The 16,978-nt window shown below is 64.6% G+C and carries 17 protein-coding genes and 1 riboswitch; of the genes, 11 read left to right on the forward strand and 6 right to left on the reverse strand.

Translation table 11 applies throughout. The features are described from left to right. The first annotated feature begins 48 nt into the window (after positions 1 to 48). The 3 genes from BC443_RS04065 to BC443_RS04075 all read left to right on the forward strand — a co-directional run bounded on the left by BC443_RS04065 (position 49) and on the right by BC443_RS04075 (position 1,262). Positions 49 to 360, forward strand: coding sequence for a glutathione S-transferase N-terminal domain-containing protein (locus BC443_RS04065; protein WP_083387209.1), 312 nt, complete (start codon positions 49 to 51; stop codon positions 358 to 360). 163 nt (positions 361 to 523) lie between these two features. Next, positions 524 to 802, forward strand: coding sequence for a peptidylprolyl isomerase (locus tag BC443_RS04070; RefSeq protein WP_071230569.1), 279 nt, complete (start codon positions 524 to 526; stop codon positions 800 to 802). 271 nt (positions 803 to 1,073) lie between these two features. After that, a complete protein-coding gene (locus BC443_RS04075; protein ID WP_071230570.1) occupies positions 1,074 to 1,262 on the forward strand; it encodes a CsbD family protein in 189 nt (62 codons plus the stop codon). 125 nt (positions 1,263 to 1,387) lie between these two features. Here the strand turns inward: BC443_RS04075 and BC443_RS04080 are convergent, their stop codons facing one another. Then, complete coding sequence (locus tag BC443_RS04080; RefSeq protein ID WP_071230571.1) at positions 1,388 to 2,653, reverse strand: dicarboxylate/amino acid:cation symporter; 1,266 nt, start codon at positions 2,651 to 2,653, stop codon at positions 1,388 to 1,390. Between the two features lie 141 nt (positions 2,654 to 2,794). Continuing rightward, complete coding sequence (locus BC443_RS04085) at positions 2,795 to 3,646, reverse strand: MurR/RpiR family transcriptional regulator (protein ID WP_071230572.1); 852 nt, start codon at positions 3,644 to 3,646, stop codon at positions 2,795 to 2,797. A 142-nt stretch (positions 3,647 to 3,788) separates the two neighbouring features. On the opposite strand from BC443_RS04085, the gene BC443_RS04090 reads away from it, so the two are divergent. From BC443_RS04090 to BC443_RS04110, 5 genes are all read left to right on the forward strand, one after another. After that, complete coding sequence (locus BC443_RS04090; RefSeq protein WP_071230573.1) at positions 3,789 to 4,526, forward strand: 5-formyltetrahydrofolate cyclo-ligase; 738 nt, start codon at positions 3,789 to 3,791, stop codon at positions 4,524 to 4,526. A 154-nt stretch (positions 4,527 to 4,680) separates the two neighbouring features. Next, on the forward strand, positions 4,681 to 5,478 hold the full coding sequence (locus BC443_RS04095; protein ID WP_210766243.1) for an ABC transporter substrate-binding protein: 798 nt from the start codon (positions 4,681 to 4,683) through the stop codon (positions 5,476 to 5,478). A gap of 188 nt (positions 5,479 to 5,666) precedes the next feature. After that, positions 5,667 to 6,449 carry an ABC transporter ATP-binding protein gene (locus BC443_RS04100; RefSeq protein ID WP_071230574.1) on the forward strand — a complete coding sequence of 261 codons (783 nt, stop codon included), beginning with the start codon at positions 5,667 to 5,669 and terminating at the stop codon, positions 6,447 to 6,449. Next, on the forward strand, positions 6,442 to 8,013 hold the full coding sequence (locus BC443_RS04105; protein ID WP_071230575.1) for an ABC transporter permease subunit: 1,572 nt from the start codon (positions 6,442 to 6,444) through the stop codon (positions 8,011 to 8,013). Before BC443_RS04100 ends, BC443_RS04105 begins: the two co-directional genes overlap by 8 nt. Before the next feature lie 32 nt (positions 8,014 to 8,045). After that, positions 8,046 to 8,789 (forward strand): 5-formyltetrahydrofolate cyclo-ligase, encoded by a 744-nt coding sequence (locus BC443_RS04110; RefSeq protein ID WP_071230576.1) that lies wholly within the window; start codon positions 8,046 to 8,048, stop codon positions 8,787 to 8,789. 66 nt (positions 8,790 to 8,855) lie between these two features. On the opposite strand, the gene thiC is transcribed toward BC443_RS04110, so the two are convergent. Both thiC and BC443_RS04120 read right to left on the reverse strand, forming a co-directional pair. Continuing rightward, a complete protein-coding gene (gene thiC, locus BC443_RS04115; RefSeq protein WP_071230577.1) occupies positions 8,856 to 10,751 on the reverse strand; it encodes a phosphomethylpyrimidine synthase ThiC in 1,896 nt (631 codons plus the stop codon). Positions 10,752 to 10,864: 113 nt separating this feature from the next. After that, positions 10,865 to 10,995: riboswitch (TPP riboswitch) on the reverse strand. Between the two features lie 103 nt (positions 10,996 to 11,098). Further along, the gene (locus BC443_RS04120; RefSeq protein ID WP_071230578.1) at positions 11,099 to 11,989 is read right to left on the reverse strand and encodes a LysR substrate-binding domain-containing protein; all 891 of its coding nucleotides are present in this window, start codon (positions 11,987 to 11,989) and stop codon (positions 11,099 to 11,101) included. A gap of 145 nt (positions 11,990 to 12,134) precedes the next feature. Between BC443_RS04120 and BC443_RS04125 the strand changes: the two genes are divergently transcribed. Beyond that, the gene (locus BC443_RS04125; RefSeq protein WP_071230579.1) at positions 12,135 to 13,406 is read left to right on the forward strand and encodes an MFS transporter; all 1,272 of its coding nucleotides are present in this window, start codon (positions 12,135 to 12,137) and stop codon (positions 13,404 to 13,406) included. Between the two features lie 136 nt (positions 13,407 to 13,542). Here BC443_RS04125 and BC443_RS04130 read toward each other — a convergent pair whose 3' ends face one another. Then, the gene (locus BC443_RS04130; RefSeq protein ID WP_071230580.1) at positions 13,543 to 13,968 is read right to left on the reverse strand and encodes a VOC family protein; all 426 of its coding nucleotides are present in this window, start codon (positions 13,966 to 13,968) and stop codon (positions 13,543 to 13,545) included. A 140-nt stretch (positions 13,969 to 14,108) separates the two neighbouring features. Here BC443_RS04130 and BC443_RS04135 point away from each other — a divergent pair, with 140 nt between their 5' ends. Together BC443_RS04135 and BC443_RS04140 are read left to right on the forward strand one after the other, a co-directional pair. Then, on the forward strand, positions 14,109 to 15,002 hold the full coding sequence (locus BC443_RS04135) for a LysR family transcriptional regulator (protein WP_071230581.1): 894 nt from the start codon (positions 14,109 to 14,111) through the stop codon (positions 15,000 to 15,002). A 74-nt stretch (positions 15,003 to 15,076) separates the two neighbouring features. Then, positions 15,077 to 15,949 carry a pirin family protein gene (locus tag BC443_RS04140; RefSeq protein WP_071230582.1) on the forward strand — a complete coding sequence of 291 codons (873 nt, stop codon included), beginning with the start codon at positions 15,077 to 15,079 and terminating at the stop codon, positions 15,947 to 15,949. 53 nt (positions 15,950 to 16,002) lie between these two features. Here BC443_RS04140 and BC443_RS04145 read toward each other — a convergent pair whose 3' ends face one another. Then, positions 16,003 to 16,926: a lipid A biosynthesis acyltransferase gene (locus BC443_RS04145; protein WP_247643217.1), complete on the reverse strand. Its 924-nt coding sequence runs from the start codon at positions 16,924 to 16,926 to the stop codon at positions 16,003 to 16,005. Between the last annotated feature and the right edge of the window lie 52 nt (positions 16,927 to 16,978).

Below are 16,978 nucleotides of genomic sequence, written 5' to 3' on the forward strand. Positions count from 1 at the left end.
CCTCTGTAGCGAGTCCACATGACCCCGATTATCAGGAGACTCAAACGCATGTTTTCAGCGACTCCCATCGTTCGCTCCGCGGAGCATCAGGCCGAAGTCGACCGCGCCTGCCAGCGTCTCGCGCTCTACCACTTCATGAGCTGCCCGTTCTGCCAGCGCGTGCGCAGCCAAATCGAGCGGCTGGCGTTGCCCATCGAGCTGCGAGACATCCAGCGCGATCCCCAGCATCGCCAGGATCTGATGGCGGGCGGTGGCCGCACCATGGTGCCGTGCCTGCGTATCGAGACAGAGGACGGCGCCGTGGAGTGGATGTACGAGTCCGCCGATATCAACCGCTACCTGGAGCGGCGATTCGGCTGATTCTGGCGGATGCCGGCCATGCTCAAGCCATGCCCGCCAGCGCTGCCGTTCGAATCGTCTTGCTGGCTGAAAACGGCTGATGGTGTCGATTGTCGGTGACGGCGAGCGGCGGGGTTTCGTAGAATGCCCGCTTTCCCAACGAGCAAGATTCAGGAGTGATCTCATGGCACAGGCCAGCGCCCGCCACATTCTCGTCGACAGCGAACAGAAGTGTCTCGAACTCAAGCAGCAGATCGAAGCCGGCAGCGACTTCGCCGACGTGGCCCGTCAGCACTCCACCTGCCCCTCCGGGCGTCAGGGCGGCGAGCTGGGCACGTTCGGCCGCGGCCAGATGGTCAAGGAATTCGACGAAGTCGTCTTCAATGGCGCATTGAACGAAGTTCACGGGCCGGTGAAGACCCAGTTCGGCTATCATCTGCTGGAAGTGACCTCGCGCACTTGATCTTCCGCACTTGATCTCCCCTCGGGCCGCCCACCTCCGGGCGGCTCTCGTCGATCCGCCGTTCTCTCTTTTATCCGTTCCCCTCGACTCCCTGACGATCATCCCGGCAGGCAGCTGTCCCTCCGTTTTTCACGAACAATTCGTTACCAATCTTCCGTTTCGGCTTTTCCGCGGCGAACTATTCTGAAGACACGCCCGCCGTTGCCGAAGCGTTCGGTAACCGAATGACGGCGAGCGGATAAGGATATCCACGCAAAGCGAGGTAGCAGCGATGACGACGCATTCAAAGTCGGACAAGACGGAAGGCAAGGTCGACAAGGCAGCCGGCAAGGTCAAGGAGGCCGCCGGCAAGATGACCAAGGATCGCGAACTCGAAGGTAAAGGCAAGACTCAACAGGCCAAGGGGGATGCCAAGTCCGCCAAAGGCAACTTGAAGGACGCCACCAAACCACGCCACTAGTTATCACTGAATCCCGGAAACATCGAGTCTTCGACACCAGCAGCCCACTCGAGACTCTTCACGCAGCGGCCCCGCACTATGCGGGGCCGCTATCGTTTGGGCGAGAGCCGCAAGGATATGATCCGTCAGGCTTTACCGGGCCGGTTGTAGACGTCCAGATCCAGTTCCTTCTCGCTCTTGGCGACCAGTGTCGTCACCATCAGGTCGCCGGCGACGTTGACGCTGGTGCGCGCCATATCAAGGATCCTGTCCACGCCGGCAACGACGCCGATCGCCTCCAGCGGCAGGCCGATCTGCGCCAGCACGATCGACAGCATGATCAGCCCGGCGCCGGGCACGCCCGCCGTGCCGATCGAGGCCAGCGTGCCGGTCAGCACGATCATCCCGTAGTCCATCATCGAAAGGTCGGCGCCGACCAGCTGGGCGACGAACAGCGCCGCCACGCCCTGATAGATGGCGGTACCGTCCATGTTGATGGTGGCGCCCACCGGCAGCACGAAGCTCGACACGCCTTCCGATACGCCCAAGTTCTTCTGCGCGCAGCGAATCGAAACGGGTAGCGTGCCGGAAGAGGAGGCCGACGAGAACGAGACCACCAGCGCGTCGAGGATGCCCTGCAGGTAGCGCATCGGGTTGAGGCGACCGATCAGGCTCAAGAGCCCGGTGTAGACGACCAGCACGTGCACGATACAGGCGAGATAGACCACGCCGATGACCTTGGCCAGCGGCAGCAGCACGTCCAGCCCATACTGCCCGGAGACGTTGGCCATCAGGCCGAACACCCCGAACGGCGCGAACGCCATGACGATAGCGGTCAGCTTGTACATCGCTTCGGCGAAGCTTTCGAACACGCGCACGACGGGTTCGCCCTTTTCGCCGATCAGCATCAGCGAGATGCCCAGGCCGATGGCGAAGACGATGATCTGCAGGATATTGCCTTCGATCATCGCCTGCAGCGGGTTCGAAGGCACCAGGCCGACCACGATATCCACCAGCGACGGCGCCTCGCCCGCCTGCTGCGCCGCGCTCATCGACGCATCCGCACCGACGCCGGGCTGGAAGATCGTCGCCGCGACCAGACCGATGACGATGGCAAAAGCGGTCGTCACCAGATAGAGCCCGATCGTTCGCGCGCCGACCCGCCCCATCTTCTGCGGATCGCGCATGCCGGTAATGCCGACGACCAGGGTCGAGAACACCAGCGGCACGATCAGCATCTTGATGCCGTTGATGAAGATATCGCCGAGCGGCTTGAACATGCTGGCCTGCTCGCCCATTAGTGCGCCTGCCAGGATCCCTAATGCCAAGCCCGCGATGATTTTTTGCCACAGGGGAATGCGTCGCCACAGATTTGGCCGGGCGGAGGATTGCGGTGAAGATCTTTCTGACATGAGACGGCTCCGGCTGCGTTGTTAATGGCCAATAAGTGAAAGACCGCGCATTCTACCGAGTCGGTGGGCAATCTCTAGATGATTCATTCGATGGTCTAAAATCGCCTGACTAAGCCGCTAACCCCGGAGCGGGTAGCCGAATCAGCCTGGATCCAGCGCCTCGGAGATATCGTCGATGAGGTGGGTGCGCTGCAGGGCACGGTCGCCCAGTCTGTCTGCCGTGGTATGGGCGAGCAGGTGCAGCATGCTGATGAGACTCATCGCCGAATAGCCGTATGGCCCGCCGGTGCTGTAGCAGGGCAGCACGTTGTCGGAAAAGCGCCGTGCCCAGGCGGCATTGCGCACGTCGACGACGGCCATCACTGTGACGCGCGACAGCGTGAGCTGCTCCATCGCGCGTTCCAGCATCGCCGGGCGGTGTTGCGAGAGGACCAGCAGCACGACGTCACGCGGCGAGGGCATCGCCAGCTCCTCCGCCCAGGTTCCGCTTTGCGCCCCGAGAGAGAAGACATCCGTGCGGATACGGCTCAGCAGCGGACGCATGTAGTAGACCAGACCCTGATCCACGCCCAGACCCAGAAGCCAGACACGTGGCGCGGTGGCAAGCCCATCTGCTGCCTTGACCAGTTCGTCGTTGCGCGTGACCTCGAAGGTTCGCGCCAGACTGTCCGTTTCCATTTGCAGATGCGTCGCGACCGTCAGGCCACGAGCCGATGTCCTCGTCTCGCCGGACGAAGGAATGTTGCGAAACGGCTGGGTCCGATTGCGCTCTTCCCGTGCCTGCGCCCGGACCTCGCTGAAGTCCCGATAGCCGAGGCTGCGGAACAGGCGGGCGGCGGTGGCCTTGGAAACTCCCGCCATATCGGCCATCTCCTTGGCCGAGTAGGCGAGCATGTCGTCGATCCGATCCAGTATCAGCGTCGCCAGCTTGCGTTCGCTGGGAGAGAGCTGTTCGTAATGTTCCTGGATGGCGAGAACCAATCTCGTAGACATAGGCGCGTCCGTCTTTCTGGCGGGGCTTCATGACGAGGCGGAGCCTGCCGATTTTTCCGCTAGCGATCTTTTAGAAACTACGGTTTCAGTGTAGCATTATTTTGAAACCAAAGGTTCCAAACGCTTCCAAGAGGGCGCTCGAGTGCTGGCCAGGCGTGCGATCCGCGAACGAATCTGGAGTCGGCTGCGAGATGTCGCGATACCCGATTCCCGCTTCCACATGCGTTTCTCCGAATTCATTCCCGACTTCGTCGGCTCCGATGCGGCCCTGCGCCGTATTCTCGACGATGCGCGGTTTGGTGACGTGCGCCATGTCTTCGTCACGCCGGACAACAGCCTGGCCGGCCTGCGTCAGCAGCTGATCGAATCCGGCACGAGCCTGGTGGTATCGACCCACGGCATGGCACGCGGCTTTTTCTGGATCGAGCCCGGCTCGGTGCCCCGGGGCGAAGCCAGGTTTGCCGCCTGGCTCGACGGCCTCGAACACTTCGGCAAGCCGCTCTCGCTGGAATCGCTGGTCGCGCTGGGCGGGTTCGATGCCATCGTCACCGGCGCCTCGGCCGTCGCCACCAGCGGCGTGCGCTTCGGGCGCGGTCACGGCTTTCTCGATCTCGAGTGGCTGCTCTTTCGCGAACTGGGCCTGGTCGACGACACCACGCCGATCTGGACGCTGGTCCACGACGTTCAGGTGGTCGAGGAAGAGCTCTTTCCCGGCGAGCGCGATGTCGTTCTCGACGTGATCGCCACGCCAACGCGCACGCTCGAGATAAACCGCCAGACGCCACGACCTGCGCGTATCGACTGGCAGCGCCTGATGCAGACGGAGATCGACGCCATGCCACCGCTGCGCGAGCTGCAGCGAGCACTGGGGCTGGCGTAGGCAGGCGGGCCGGCATGGAGAGAAACTGGCACTGGGCAGCGTCGTACTGCCGTCACACCCCATCTTTCCTGTTCGACTTTGCGGCGAAGCGACGAACGAGTCGAGACAACGAGCAATCAGTCGAGATAACGAACAACGACACGAGGATACAGCGATGACGCTCAGCAGACGGCGTTTCCTTCAGATGACCGGTTCCGGTGCCCTGGCGGGCGCTCTGGGATGGCCGGCGTTCTCGATGGCTCAGAGCGGCCAGGGTACGTCGATCGGCATGCAGGCTTCCTGGGTCAACGATGCCGAATTTCTCGGCTATATCGTCGCGCGGCACAAGGGCTTCTATGCCGACCAGGGGCTCTCGCTCGACTATCGCTCGGGCGGCCCGGACGTCATTCCCGAAGGGGCGCTGCTTTCCAACCGCGCCGAGATAGCGCTGACGACGGTGGAGAGTACGCTCAAGGCGGTGACGCAGCAGGGCGCGCCGCTGGTCATCATCGGGACGCAGTATCAGAAGAACCCGGCGGGCATCGTCAGCCTGGCCAGCAACCCGGTCGAGAAGCCCGAGGATCTCGTCGGCAAGGTCCTCGCCGTGCCGCCGGTCAACCGTCTGGCGGTCGAAGCGATGCTCGAAGCCAACGGAATTTCGCCGAACGACGTGCGCATCGTGCCCTACGCCTACGACCCGACACCGCTGCTCAAGGGCGAGATTGACGCCTCGCTCGACTTCGTCACCAACGTGCCCTACACGATTGGCCTGCAGGGCGAGAAAGCCGTCAGCTTCCTGCTCTACGATCATGGCTTTCCGGTCTTCAACGACACCGTGGTGGTGACGCGCGATACCCTCGAGACACGCCGCGACGACCTGGTGGCCTGGCTGCGGGCCAGCCGCCAGGGTTGGCAGGAGAACTTCAAGGATCCTGCCTATTACCCGCCGCTTTTCGCGGACAGCTTCTTCTAGGGCAACGGCCGCTCTATCGAGAACGAAATCTTCTTCAATCAGGCGCAGAAATCGCTGATCGAGTCCCCGAACGGCATCTTTTCGATGGCCGAAGCCGATATCGAGCGCTGCCTGACGGCACTCGAACGTATCGGTATCCAGGCCTCGCGGGACAATTTCGATACCTCGTTGCTAGAGGAAATCGCGGCGTGACGGTAGGGGATCTGCGCATCGAGGACGTCAGCCGTCGCTTCGATGTCGATGGCCGAGCGCTGCTGGCGCTGGACAGCGTCTCTCTCGAGGCGCCGGCCGGCAGCTTTATTGCCCTGATCGGCCCGTCGGGCTGTGGGAAGTCGACGCTGCTGCGCATGCTGGCGGGGCTGGATCAGCCCAGCGAGGGCACGATCCGGACCGGCGGCCTGTCGCCGCGGACGCTGCAGCAACGCGGCGCGCTGGGTATCGCTTTTCAGGATGCGTCGCTGCTGCCCTGGCGCAGCGTGGAAGCCAACGTGCGCTTTCCGTTCGACGTGATCGGCCGGATGAGCGAGGCGGACCGAAGCCGCGTGCAGGAGATGATCGAACTCGTCGGCCTGGGAGGCTTCGAGCAGGCGCTGCCCGGCCAGCTTTCCGGCGGGATGCGCCAGCGCGTCGCCATTGCCCGAGCGCTGGTCAGCGAGCCGCAACTGCTGCTGCTCGACGAGCCTTTCGGCGCGCTGGACCAGATCCTGCGCCGCAGCATGAACCGCGAGCTGCAGAAGCTCTGGCTCAAGCGCCCGGTCACCACCGTGATGGTGACCCACAGTGTCGACGAGGCGATCTTCCTCGCCGACAAGGTGGTGGTCATGACCGGAAGACCAGGGCGGATCGGCCGGGTCATCGACGTGCCGTTCGAGCGCGAGCGGCCGTTGTCGCTGCTCAACAGCGCCGAGTGTCGCCAGCTCGAGGCCGAGATCCTGCAGCTGATGTTCGACCACGAGAACGACGATGCGTGATCGACGACAGCGCACGACCATCGCGATCGGCTGGCTGGCGCTGCTGCTGCTGTGGGAAGTGGCGGGGCGGCTGCATTGGGTGGCGGATGGCGCCTTGCCCAGCCTGAGCGGCGTGCTGCGGCAACTGGTCGAGGATTGGGGCGATTACCCGCCGCACATCTGGGCCACCGTGCGCACGTCGCTGATCGGCTTCCTCGTCGGCAACGCCGTCGCCGTGCTCTGCGGCTTTCTGATGGCCAGTTGGCGCCCCGTCGGCCGGCTGCTGAGCGGCATCAACGTTACCCTTTTCGCGATGCCGCCGATCGCGCTGACGCCGATCCTGGTGATCGCGTTCGATGGCGACGCGCCGAGGATCGTGCTGGCCGCGCTCGCGACCTACTACCCGACCATGGTCGCCACCGTGCTCGGCCTGACCCGGATCGATCCGCGCCTGCTCGACGTCGTTCGCCTCTATGGCGGCGGGCGCTGGGCGGCTCTGCGCTGGGTACGGCTGCGCCACGCGCTGCCGACCTTGCTGGCCGGACTGCGGGTCGCGGCACCCAACGCGGTGCTCGGTTCGCTGCTGGCGGAGTTCGGAAGCGGGTCCGGTGCGGGGCTCGGCCACTATCTGATCGGTTCGCTGGGGCGCGGCGATCCGGAGCGGCTGTGGGGCATCGGCCTGGTCGCGACCGCGATCAGCGCGCTGTTCTACGTCGCGATCCTGCTCGTCGCGCGCTGCTGGGTAGGCGCTCAGGCACCGACGCAGGAGAGTCTGGGCAGTCAGGGAGACGCCGCGCGTGGTGCCGGCACGCAGTGGCTGATCACGCTGGTCGCGGTGGTGCTGCCGCTGCTGGCGTGGTGGGCGGCGGTCTGGGGGCTCGAGCAGGCCGGCGTGTCCGGCTTCGTGCTGCGCACGCCGGTCGACCTGGCCGCCGAGCTGTTCTCCTCGACGCGGCCGGAAAGCCTCGCGAGCATCATCGGGGGAGCGCTTCTCGAGACGCTGCCCTGGTGTCTCGCCGGGATGGCGCTGGGGCTCGGTTTTGCGCTGCTGCTGGCCATTCTGGGTACGCTCAGTCCGGTGCTGGAGCGCGTGCTGATGCCGCTGTCGCTGCTCAGCCAGTCGATGCCGCTGGTCGCGCTCACGCCGCTGATCGTGCTGATCTTCGGTCGTGACGGCGCGACGATTCTTGCCATCACGATCTCGGTCACGTTCTTCCCGGCCTACGTCACCCTGGCCCAGGGAATGGCGCTGGTGCCGGAAGCGACGCAGGACTGCGTTCGCGCGCTGGGCGGCTCCCGGCTCAAGCAGATCCGCCTGGTGTCGCTGCCCTGGAGCCTGCCGTATCTGTGCGCCGCCGCACGGCTGGTGGCGCCGCGGGCCTTTCTGGGCGTGATGATCGCCGAGTGGCTCGCCACCGGAACGGGCATCGGCAATCTGCTCAACGTCGCTCGCGGATCGCTGGACTACGGCCTGGTCTGGGCCGTGGTGGTCGCCGCCGTCCTGGTGTCGGTGCTGCTCTATCTGATGGTGACCGTCATCGAGCAGCGCGTGCTGAAGCGCTTTGCGATGACGCCCGTACAGTAACGCCAATATCTCATTCAGAGCCTGAGGTCGATATGAATCATAAATCCGACGTACGTCGGCGGGTGTTCGCCAATCTGCGCAAGGTCGCCTTTCCCGACAGTCGCTTTCACTTCGATTTCGGCGAGTTCATCGCCGACTTCCAGAACCGGGAGGACGCGACCCGTCGCCTGGTCGCCCATCCGTTCTATCAACAGGCATCGACCATTTTCATCACGCCGGACAATTGCCTGGAAGAGCTGCGTCACCGGGCGCTGCTCGACGGCAAGACGGTGCTGATGACGACCTATTCGATCAAGCGCGGTTTCTGGCTGCTCGATCCCGCCGAGATTCCGGAGGAAATGTACCTCTATGCCGCGACGCTGGACGGCATGGAGCGCATGGGACGGCCGATCTCGCTGACGGAGATCCGCGAGCGGCCCAAGACCGATTTCATGGTGACGGGCACCGGCGCGATCAACGAAGCCGGCATTCGTTTCGGCAAGGGCCACGGTTACTTCGATGCCGAGTGGGGCATGCTCTATCGCATCGGCAACATCGACGTGAATACCCCCTCGGCGGCCCTGGTCCATGACTGCCAGGTACTTGAGGAGGAGCTGCATCCGGAGGTCTTCGATACCGTTTCGGACGTGATCTTCACGCCGACCCGCACGATCGAAGTCGATGCGCCCCACAAGCCCACCGTGGGCATCGTGTGGCAACTGCTGGATCAGCAGATGTATGACACGATTCCGCCGCTGCAGGAGCTGTGCCGAATGGAAGCGGAGGGCACGATCTGAGGGCCAAGCCAAGCCAAGCCAAGCCAAGCCGCAGACGTCGGGCACGATGCCCGACGCCGCGAGCGTCTACACCTCCCGGTAGAGTTCGCCGCCTTCGCGCTTGAAGCGTTCTGCCTGTTCCGCCATGCCGGCGTCGCGTTCATGGCGCGCTTCGGCATCGTCGCCGAAGCGTTCGCGCACTTCCTGGGTGATCTTCATCGAGCAGAACTTCGGCCCGCACATCGAGCAGAAGTGTGCCACCTTGGCCGAGTCCTTGGGCAGCGTCTCGTCGTGATAGGCGCGGGCGGTGTCCGGGTCGAGACCGAGATTGAACTGATCCTCCCAGCGAAATTCGAAGCGGGCTTTCGACAGCGCGTTGTCGCGACGTTGCGCGCCGGGATGCCCCTTGGCGAGGTCGGCGGCGTGGGCGGCGATCTTGTAGGTGATGATGCCGGTCTTGACGTCGTCCTTGTTGGGCAGGCCCAGGTGCTCCTTGGGCGTGACGTAGCAGAGCATCGCGCAGCCGTACCAGCCGATCTGCGCCGCGCCGATGCCGGAGGTGATGTGATCGTAGCCCGGGGCGATATCGGTGGTCAGCGGACCGAGCGTGTAGAAGGGCGCTTCGTCGCAGCATTCGAGCTGCTTGTCCATGTTCTCCTTGATCAGTTGCATCGGCACGTGGCCTGGGCCTTCGATCATCACCTGGACATCGTGTTTCCAGGCGATCCGGGTCAGCTCGCCCAGGGTTTCCAGTTCGGCGAACTGGGCCTCGTCGTTGGCGTCCGCAATCGAACCCGGGCGCAGGCCGTCGCCCAGCGAGAACGAGACGTCGTAGGCCTTCATGATCTCGCAGATCTCCTCGAAGTGGGTGTAGAGGAAGTTCTCCCGGTGGTGGTACAGGCACCACTTGGCCATGATCGAGCCGCCGCGCGAGACGATGCCGGTGACGCGCCGGGCCGTCATCGGCACGTGATGCAGGCGCACGCCGGCATGGATGGTGAAGTAGTCCACGCCCTGTTCGGCCTGTTCGATCAGGGTGTCGCGGAAGATCTCCCAGGTCAGGTTCTCGGCCACGCCGTCGACCTTCTCCAGCGCCTGGTAGATCGGCACCGTGCCGATGGGCACCGGCGAGTTGCGAATGATCCACTCCCGCGTCTCGTGGATGTTCTGGCCGGTGGAGAGATCCATGATCGTGTCCGCGCCCCAGCGGATGCCCCAGGTCATCTTGTCGACCTCTTCCTCGATCGAGGAGGTCACCGCCGAGTTGCCCAGGTTGCCGTTGATCTTCACCAGGAAGTTGCGGCCGATGATCATCGGCTCGGACTCCGGATGATTGATATTGGCGGGAATGATCGCCCGGCCGCGGGCGACTTCGTCACGCACGAACTCCGGCGTGATCTCGTCGGGCAGCTCGGCACCGAAGGACTCTCCCCGGTGCTGGTGATCCAGCATGGGATCGGTATCGAGGGCACGGGCCTGCCGCCGGCGCTGGTTCTCGCGGATGGCGATGAATTCCATCTCCGGCGTGATGATGCCCTGGCGGGCGTAATGCAGCTGGGTGACGTTGGCGCCCCGTCCCTCTTTTGTCATGCGGGCACGACGCGGCGTGCGCTGGAGCTGAAATCGCAGCGTCGACAGACGCAGATCCTCGGCACGAATGCGGCCGTAGGTCGAGCTGGGGCCGTCGAGCCATTCGGTGTCGCCGCGCTCGTCGATCCATTGGCGGCGCAGTTCCGGCAGGCCACGGCGGATATCGATGTCGGCAGCCGGGTCGGTGTAGGGGCCGGAGGTGTCGTAGACGGTGAGCGGCGCGTTGGGTTCGAGTCCGCTTCGGGTCTGCGTGGGCGAGAGCGAGATTTCGCGCATCGGCACGCGGATATCCGGACGCGAACCTTCGACATAAATCTTGGTCGAGGCCGGCAACGGCGCGATGGCGGCGCTGTCGACGCGGGCGGTTTCGGAGAGAAACTGTGGGGATTTCATGTTCGGTTGTGCTCCGTGGCATGACTAGCCCGGCGTACTTGCCAAGGCTATCGGGGTCAGGCCGGCGCACAGCGCAGGAGGGGAAAACCGGCACGGGCGGGTCTTCTCCCACACCACGGTCTCCGCTTGATCCCTACGCCGGTACTAGCCGGATCAGGTTCGTCGGGATCCGCCGTGGCGCCGTCGAATGAATTCCGGCGCAGGACGATCTCAGCCGGTTCCACCGGCACCCCGTCAAGCTGGCGATATCGTGCATCGCCACGGGCAGTCTGTGACGAGGGGCGAGCGAGGTCAAGCCGGTTGTATAGGGGCGGCGATCACGGCCGGGCCCGCGAGGAGGGAAGGCGTCATGGGTCGACGGGGCGCTGGACCAGATCGATGAACGATCTGGCCTGGGGCGTCAGGTGGTGGCGGGCGTGAGTCAGCCAGACTTCGGACACGGCGTCGGCATCGCTCAGCGGGCGATAGCGGACATTGTCGATCCGGATGTGCTGGAACGAGGCAGGAAGAACCGACACGCCCATGCCGCCCGCGACGAGGCTGATGATGGTGTTCGGCCCGCCGACCTCCTGTACCAGCCGGGGCGTCAGGCCGCGCTTGGCGAACAGGGCATTGAACTGATCGAGCAGGCCGGTGCCGGCGGCGGGCGAGAAATAGACGAAGGGGTGAGCCGCCAAGGCTTCGAGCGTCAGCGGTAGCGCGCTGCCACCGAGCGGCCCCTGCTCGTTGACCACGGCCATCAGCGGTTCGCGAATCAGGGTGAAGGCGTCGAGGCCATCCGGCAGGGTGGCGGGGCGCATGATGCCGATATCCAGGTCGCCCTCGAGCAGCGGGGCGACCTGGCGCTGGCTGTTGAGCTCGTGCATGCGCAGCTCGACATCGGGATAGCGCTGGCGGTAACGCATCAGCGTACGCGGCAGCGTCGGGCTCAAGGGCACCGAGGTGGTGAAGCCGATGCGCAGCTGGCCGGCCTCGCCACGCCCGAGCCGGGACACCAGCCGGGTGGCGCGCTCGGTTCGTGCCAGGATGTCGCGCGCCTCGTCGAGGAAGACCCGGCCGGCTTCGGTCAGCTCGACGCGACGGTTGGTCCGTGTCAGCAGGCGTGTGCCCAGCTCGCGCTCCAGCGCCTGGATCTGCTGGCTCAGCGGCGGCTGCGAGATTCCCAGTCGCTCGGCCGCGCGGCTGAAATGCAGCTCTTCGGCCACGGCGACGAAGTAGCGCAGATAGCGCAGTTCCATTGAGTCGCGAAACCTCTCAAAAGCGTCGAATAATATATTAGAAAGCTTAATGGCGGCGGCGTAACCTACCAAGGTCTAAATCAACTCGGCGCAACGGGCCGACCATGGCATTCCGGCGCCAGCCATCGTCTTCGGGAGAATCGGGTTGTCCCGCCATACCTCATCCGACATCCACAATGCCACCCAGGCCGCCAATCATCAGCTGGCGCGCGAGGCGGAAGCCGTCGAGAGCGGTTTCATCGAACGTGGTCAGCGCGGCTATCGGCCGACCATGCTGGCACTGTTCCTCGGTGCCTTCTCGACCTTCGTGCTGCTCTACTGCGTCCAACCGCTGCTACCGATCCTGTCGGACGCCTTCGGCATCGACGCCGCCACCAGCAGCCTGTCGTTGTCGGTCGCCACCGGCATGCTGGCGATCGGCCTGCTGATCACCGGGCCGATCTCGGACACGGTGGGGCGCAAGTCGGTGATGTCGGTGGCGCTATTGGCGGCGGCGGTCTGTACCCTGATTGCCGCGGCGATGCCGAGCTGGACGGGAGTATTGGTCATGCGGGGGCTGGCGGGGCTGTCGCTCTCCGGGTTGTGCGCGGTGGCGATGACCTATCTCAACGAGGAGATCCACCCCCGTTATATCGGCTTGTCGATGGGACTCTACATCAGTGGCAGTTCCATCGGCGGCATGAGCGGGCGCCTGATCAGCGGCGTCATGGTGGACTGGATGCCATGGCGCATCGTGATCGCGACGATCGGTGTGGTGGCTTTGGTCGCGGCGCTGCTGTTCATGCGCTGGCTGCCGCCGTCGAGGCATTTCACGCCGCGGGCGCTCAACTGGCGCAACGTGGTTTCCGGCTTCACTGTGCAGTTCAAGGATCGCGGGCTGCCGCTTCTGTTCCTCGAGGCTTTCCTGCTCATGGGCGGCTTCGTCACGCTTTACAACTACATCGCCTTTCGGCTGCTGGCGGAACCCTATCATGTCAGCCAGGCGCTGGTCGGTGTTCTGTCGGTTGCCTATCTTTCCGGCACCTACAGCTCGGCCTGGGCCGGTTCCCTGGCCGACAAGCTCGGGCGTCCGCGGATCTTCTGGCTGTTCATCGCGATGATGCTGGTTGGGCTTGCGATAACGCTGTTCGAGCCCATCAGCCTGATCCTGATCGGCATGCTGGTGTTCACCTTCGGCTTCTTCGCGGCGCACTCGCTGGCCAGCGGCTGGGTCGGTCAACGCGCCAGGCAGGCCAAGGGGCAGGCGTCTTCGCTCTATCTGTTCAGCTACTATCTCGGCTCCAGCGTCGCCGGCACCCTGGGCGGGGCGTTCTGGTACTGGGGCGGCTGGAACGGCGTTGCGCTGTTCATCGCGGTGCTGCTGCTGGCGGCGCTGGCGATCGGTGGGCTCTCTCTGAGACGACTGGAGACGGCCTGACGCCGGCGACGCTCAAAAGGCGACGCTCCGGGAATGAGAGTGACGAGAAAACGACGCGAAAAACGACGAGGCCGCCGATTCCGAAAGTCAGTTCGGAGTCGGCGGCCTCGTCATCGTCGGGGCGTTGCCAGAGGAATTACTTGGCGAACAGCTGGCTCATGTCCTTGAACGCCTTGAACTCCAGCGCGTTGCCGCACGGGTCCAGCAAGAACATGGTTGCCTGCTCGCCCGGCTGGCCCTTGAAGCGAATGTAGGGCTCGATCACGAAGTCGGTGCCGAAGCCTTTCAGGCGCTCTGCCAGCGCTTCCCATTCCGGCCAGCTCAGCACGATGCCGAAGTGCGGTACCGGCACGTCATGACCGTCGACGGGGTTGGTGTGGGCCGACTCCTGCGACGGCGTCATGGGATGCTCGTGGATCACCAGCTGGTGGCCATAGAAGTCGAAATCCACCCACTGCTCGCTGGAGCGGCCTTCGCTGAGGCCGAAGGTCTCGCCGTAGAACTTGCGGGCTGCGGGCAGGTCGTGGACCGGAATGGCGAGGTGGAAAGGGGACAGCGCCATGGAAAAGCTCCTGATTGTCTTGGATGGAATGGATCGGTGATGACAGTGACTGCATTCTGACGGCGAATAAATTTGATGAAAAGCGCATAATATTGCTGTCTGCCATCAAATAATCTGGATTCTTCCCGCCGCGATTCGCCATGCTGAGAGAACTTCGTACTTTTCTCGCCGTCGTCCGTCACGGCACCTTCTCCGCCGCCGGCAGCGCCGTCGGGCTGACCCAGTCCGCAGTGAGTGCCCAGATCCGCAATCTCGAAGCCGATATCGGTGAGCCGCTGTTCGAGCGCACCGGGCGTGCCGTCAGACTCAACGCGGCCGGACGCCGGCTGCTGCCGCAGGCCAACGAGATGCTGGCGCTGGCCGAGCGGATCCGGCACTCCGGGGCGGACGGCCTGACCGGCGAGTGGCATCTCGGCGCGATCGCCAGCCTGCAGAGCGGGGCCTTGCCCGAGGTACTGCAGGCGCTGACCCGCGAGGCGCCGGGCGTGATGACCCGCGTGGTCCCCGGTGTCTCGCTGGCGCTGCTCGATCAGGTCGACAAGGGCGATCTGGACGTGGCGCTGATCGTTCGCCCGCCGTTCGCGCTCCCCGGCGATCTCTATTCTTGCATCATCGCTCGCGAGCCGTTCGTGCTGATCGCACCGCCCGATGTCGAAGGCGGCACGGTGGAATCGCTGCTCGAAAGCCACCCGCTGGTGCTCTACGACCGGGGTTCTTTCGGCGGCCGTCAGGTGGTGCGCTTTCTCGAAAGGCAGCGGTTGCGCCCCGCGATCCGGCTGGAGCTCGACGAGATCGACGCCATCGCCCGCATGGTGGAGTGCGGCCTGGGCGTCGCGCTGATTCCGCTGACCGGGCTGTGGCGGCGCCAGCAGCCGTTGCCGGTACGCGTGATATCGCTGGGCGAGCAGCGCTTTCATCGCGAGCTGATCATGGTGTCCCGGCTTTCGCCGGCCCAGTCGCCGCTGGTGGCGCTGATCGAAGCGGCGTTGAAAACGACGCGGGCGACTTCCTCAAGCGACGAATCGATGCAATGAAGCGGTGAAAATCATTCGCTTTTTTCGTGCGTGGCGTGCTCTAGACTGCGGGTGAATCTATCGAGGAAGCCTTCATGTCCGCGTTCAAGCCACGCCGAGTCATCGCCCAGCATGCTGCGATCCGCGACGATATCGGCGATCTCACCACCCGCCGGCCACTGCCGGGTCCGGGGCTCGATCAGCTCGATCCGTTCCTGTTTCTCAACCATCACGGGCCGCAGGTCTACCCCACCAACAATCGCGGGCTGCCGTTCGGGCCGCATCCGCACCGGGGCTTCGAAACCGTCACCTTCATTCTCGAGGGCTCGCTGGCGCATGCCGACAGCGCCGAGCATCAGAGCGTCATCCATGCCGGTGGCGTACAGTGGATGACGGCTGGCAGCGGCATCGTCCATGCCGAGGTTTCGCCGCCCGAGTTTCTGCGCGACGGCGGGCCGTTGGAGATCCTGCAGCTGTGGATCAATCTGCCGGCCAGCCTCAAGATGAGCGAACCGCGTTATGTCGGGCTGCAGGCCGATTCGATTCCGACAGTGCCGCTACCCGGCGGCGGCGAGCTCAAGTTGATTTCTGGCCAGTTCGAGAGCGGGAAGCCGGTCGGGCCGATCGAGAGCCAGACGGGCGTGTTCATGTCGACCCTGGCGCTCCCGGCCGGCGCGAGCGAGCAGTTGCCGGTCGTGCCCGGGCGGCAGGTGTTCCTTTATGTCGTCGACGGCGAGGTCACCGTGGGCGACGAGCCGGTCGAACCACGGCATCTGGTCGAGCTGGACCGTGAAGGGGATAGCGTCGAGATCGACGCGTCCAGCGATGCCCGGTTGCTGTTCGGTCATGCCGATGTGATCGGCGAGCCAGTGGTCTCCCACGGCCCGTTCGTGATGAATACCCGCGAGGAGATCGTCGAGGCGATCGACGATTACCAGGCCGGGCGCTTCGGCGGATTGGAGCAGTAACGCGGTTTTCGTCGACGAAGGGCTTTCCAGCGACGCCGGTCCTTCGACGACGATCAGCGCTTGCTATACAAGCGCTGCTGGCGATACCCGGGGACTTTCTGCTGCTCCTGCTCGGTCTTCTTCCAGCGTTTGTATTCCCACTGGTACTGGGCCGGATCGAGGGCGATGGCGGATTCGACACAGGCATTGACGCCGGCGGCCGAGGTGGCCTCGTCGGTGTCGTAGACGCGGTCGTCGGCGACCAGGAAGTGAATCGCGAAGCCGCGACCGTCGGGCAGGCGCTTGGCGACGCCGGTGACGACACGAGCCTGGGTACGGGCGACCAGCTTGGGCAGCAGCGTGGCGGTGTAGGCCGGGCGGCCGAAGAAGTCGGCGAAGACCCCGCTGCCCCAGCTGGGCTCCTGATCGGGCAGGATGCCGACGGCTTCGGCCCGCTTGAGCGCCTTGAGCAGGGCGGCGACGCCTCGTGGATTGGTCGGCACCAGCTCCGCCCCCATGCGTTCGCGACCGTGACGGATGACGGGATCGAGATCGGCAATCTTGGGCGGCTCGTACATGGCGGTGAACGGGAAGTGGCTGGATAGCCAGAAGTTGAGCACTTCCCAGTTGCCGAAATGCGGCGCCAGCACGATCACACCGCGATTCTCGGCCCGCGCGTCGTCCAGCAGCTCGCGGCCGTGAACCTCGACAATGGCGGCCTCGACGCGTTCCGGCCTGGCGATCCAGGCAAAGCCGAGCTCCAGCATGGTGGCCGCGGAGTGGCGCAGGCTTTCACGCACCCGTTCACGCCGCTGGGTGCTGCTGTCCTGCGGGTAGGCGACTTCGAGATTGCGCCGGCTGACGTGGCGCTCACGGCGGGAGAAGGCGTAGAGCAGCCGGCTGGCGACCCCTGCCAGTGACCATATCGTCTTCAGCCGCCAGTGGGACAGCAGGCGCCACAGTCCATGAATGGCGCGGGCTTGCAGACCTTCGATCATGCGTTTCTCTTTTTTGGTTGGCGTCTTTGTCATCCGGGCTTCACCACCCAGC

Origin of the sequence: Salinicola sp. MIT1003 (assembly GCF_001858555.1) — a bacterium.
Classification (GTDB): Bacteria; Pseudomonadota; Gammaproteobacteria; order Pseudomonadales; family Halomonadaceae; genus Salinicola; species Salinicola salarius.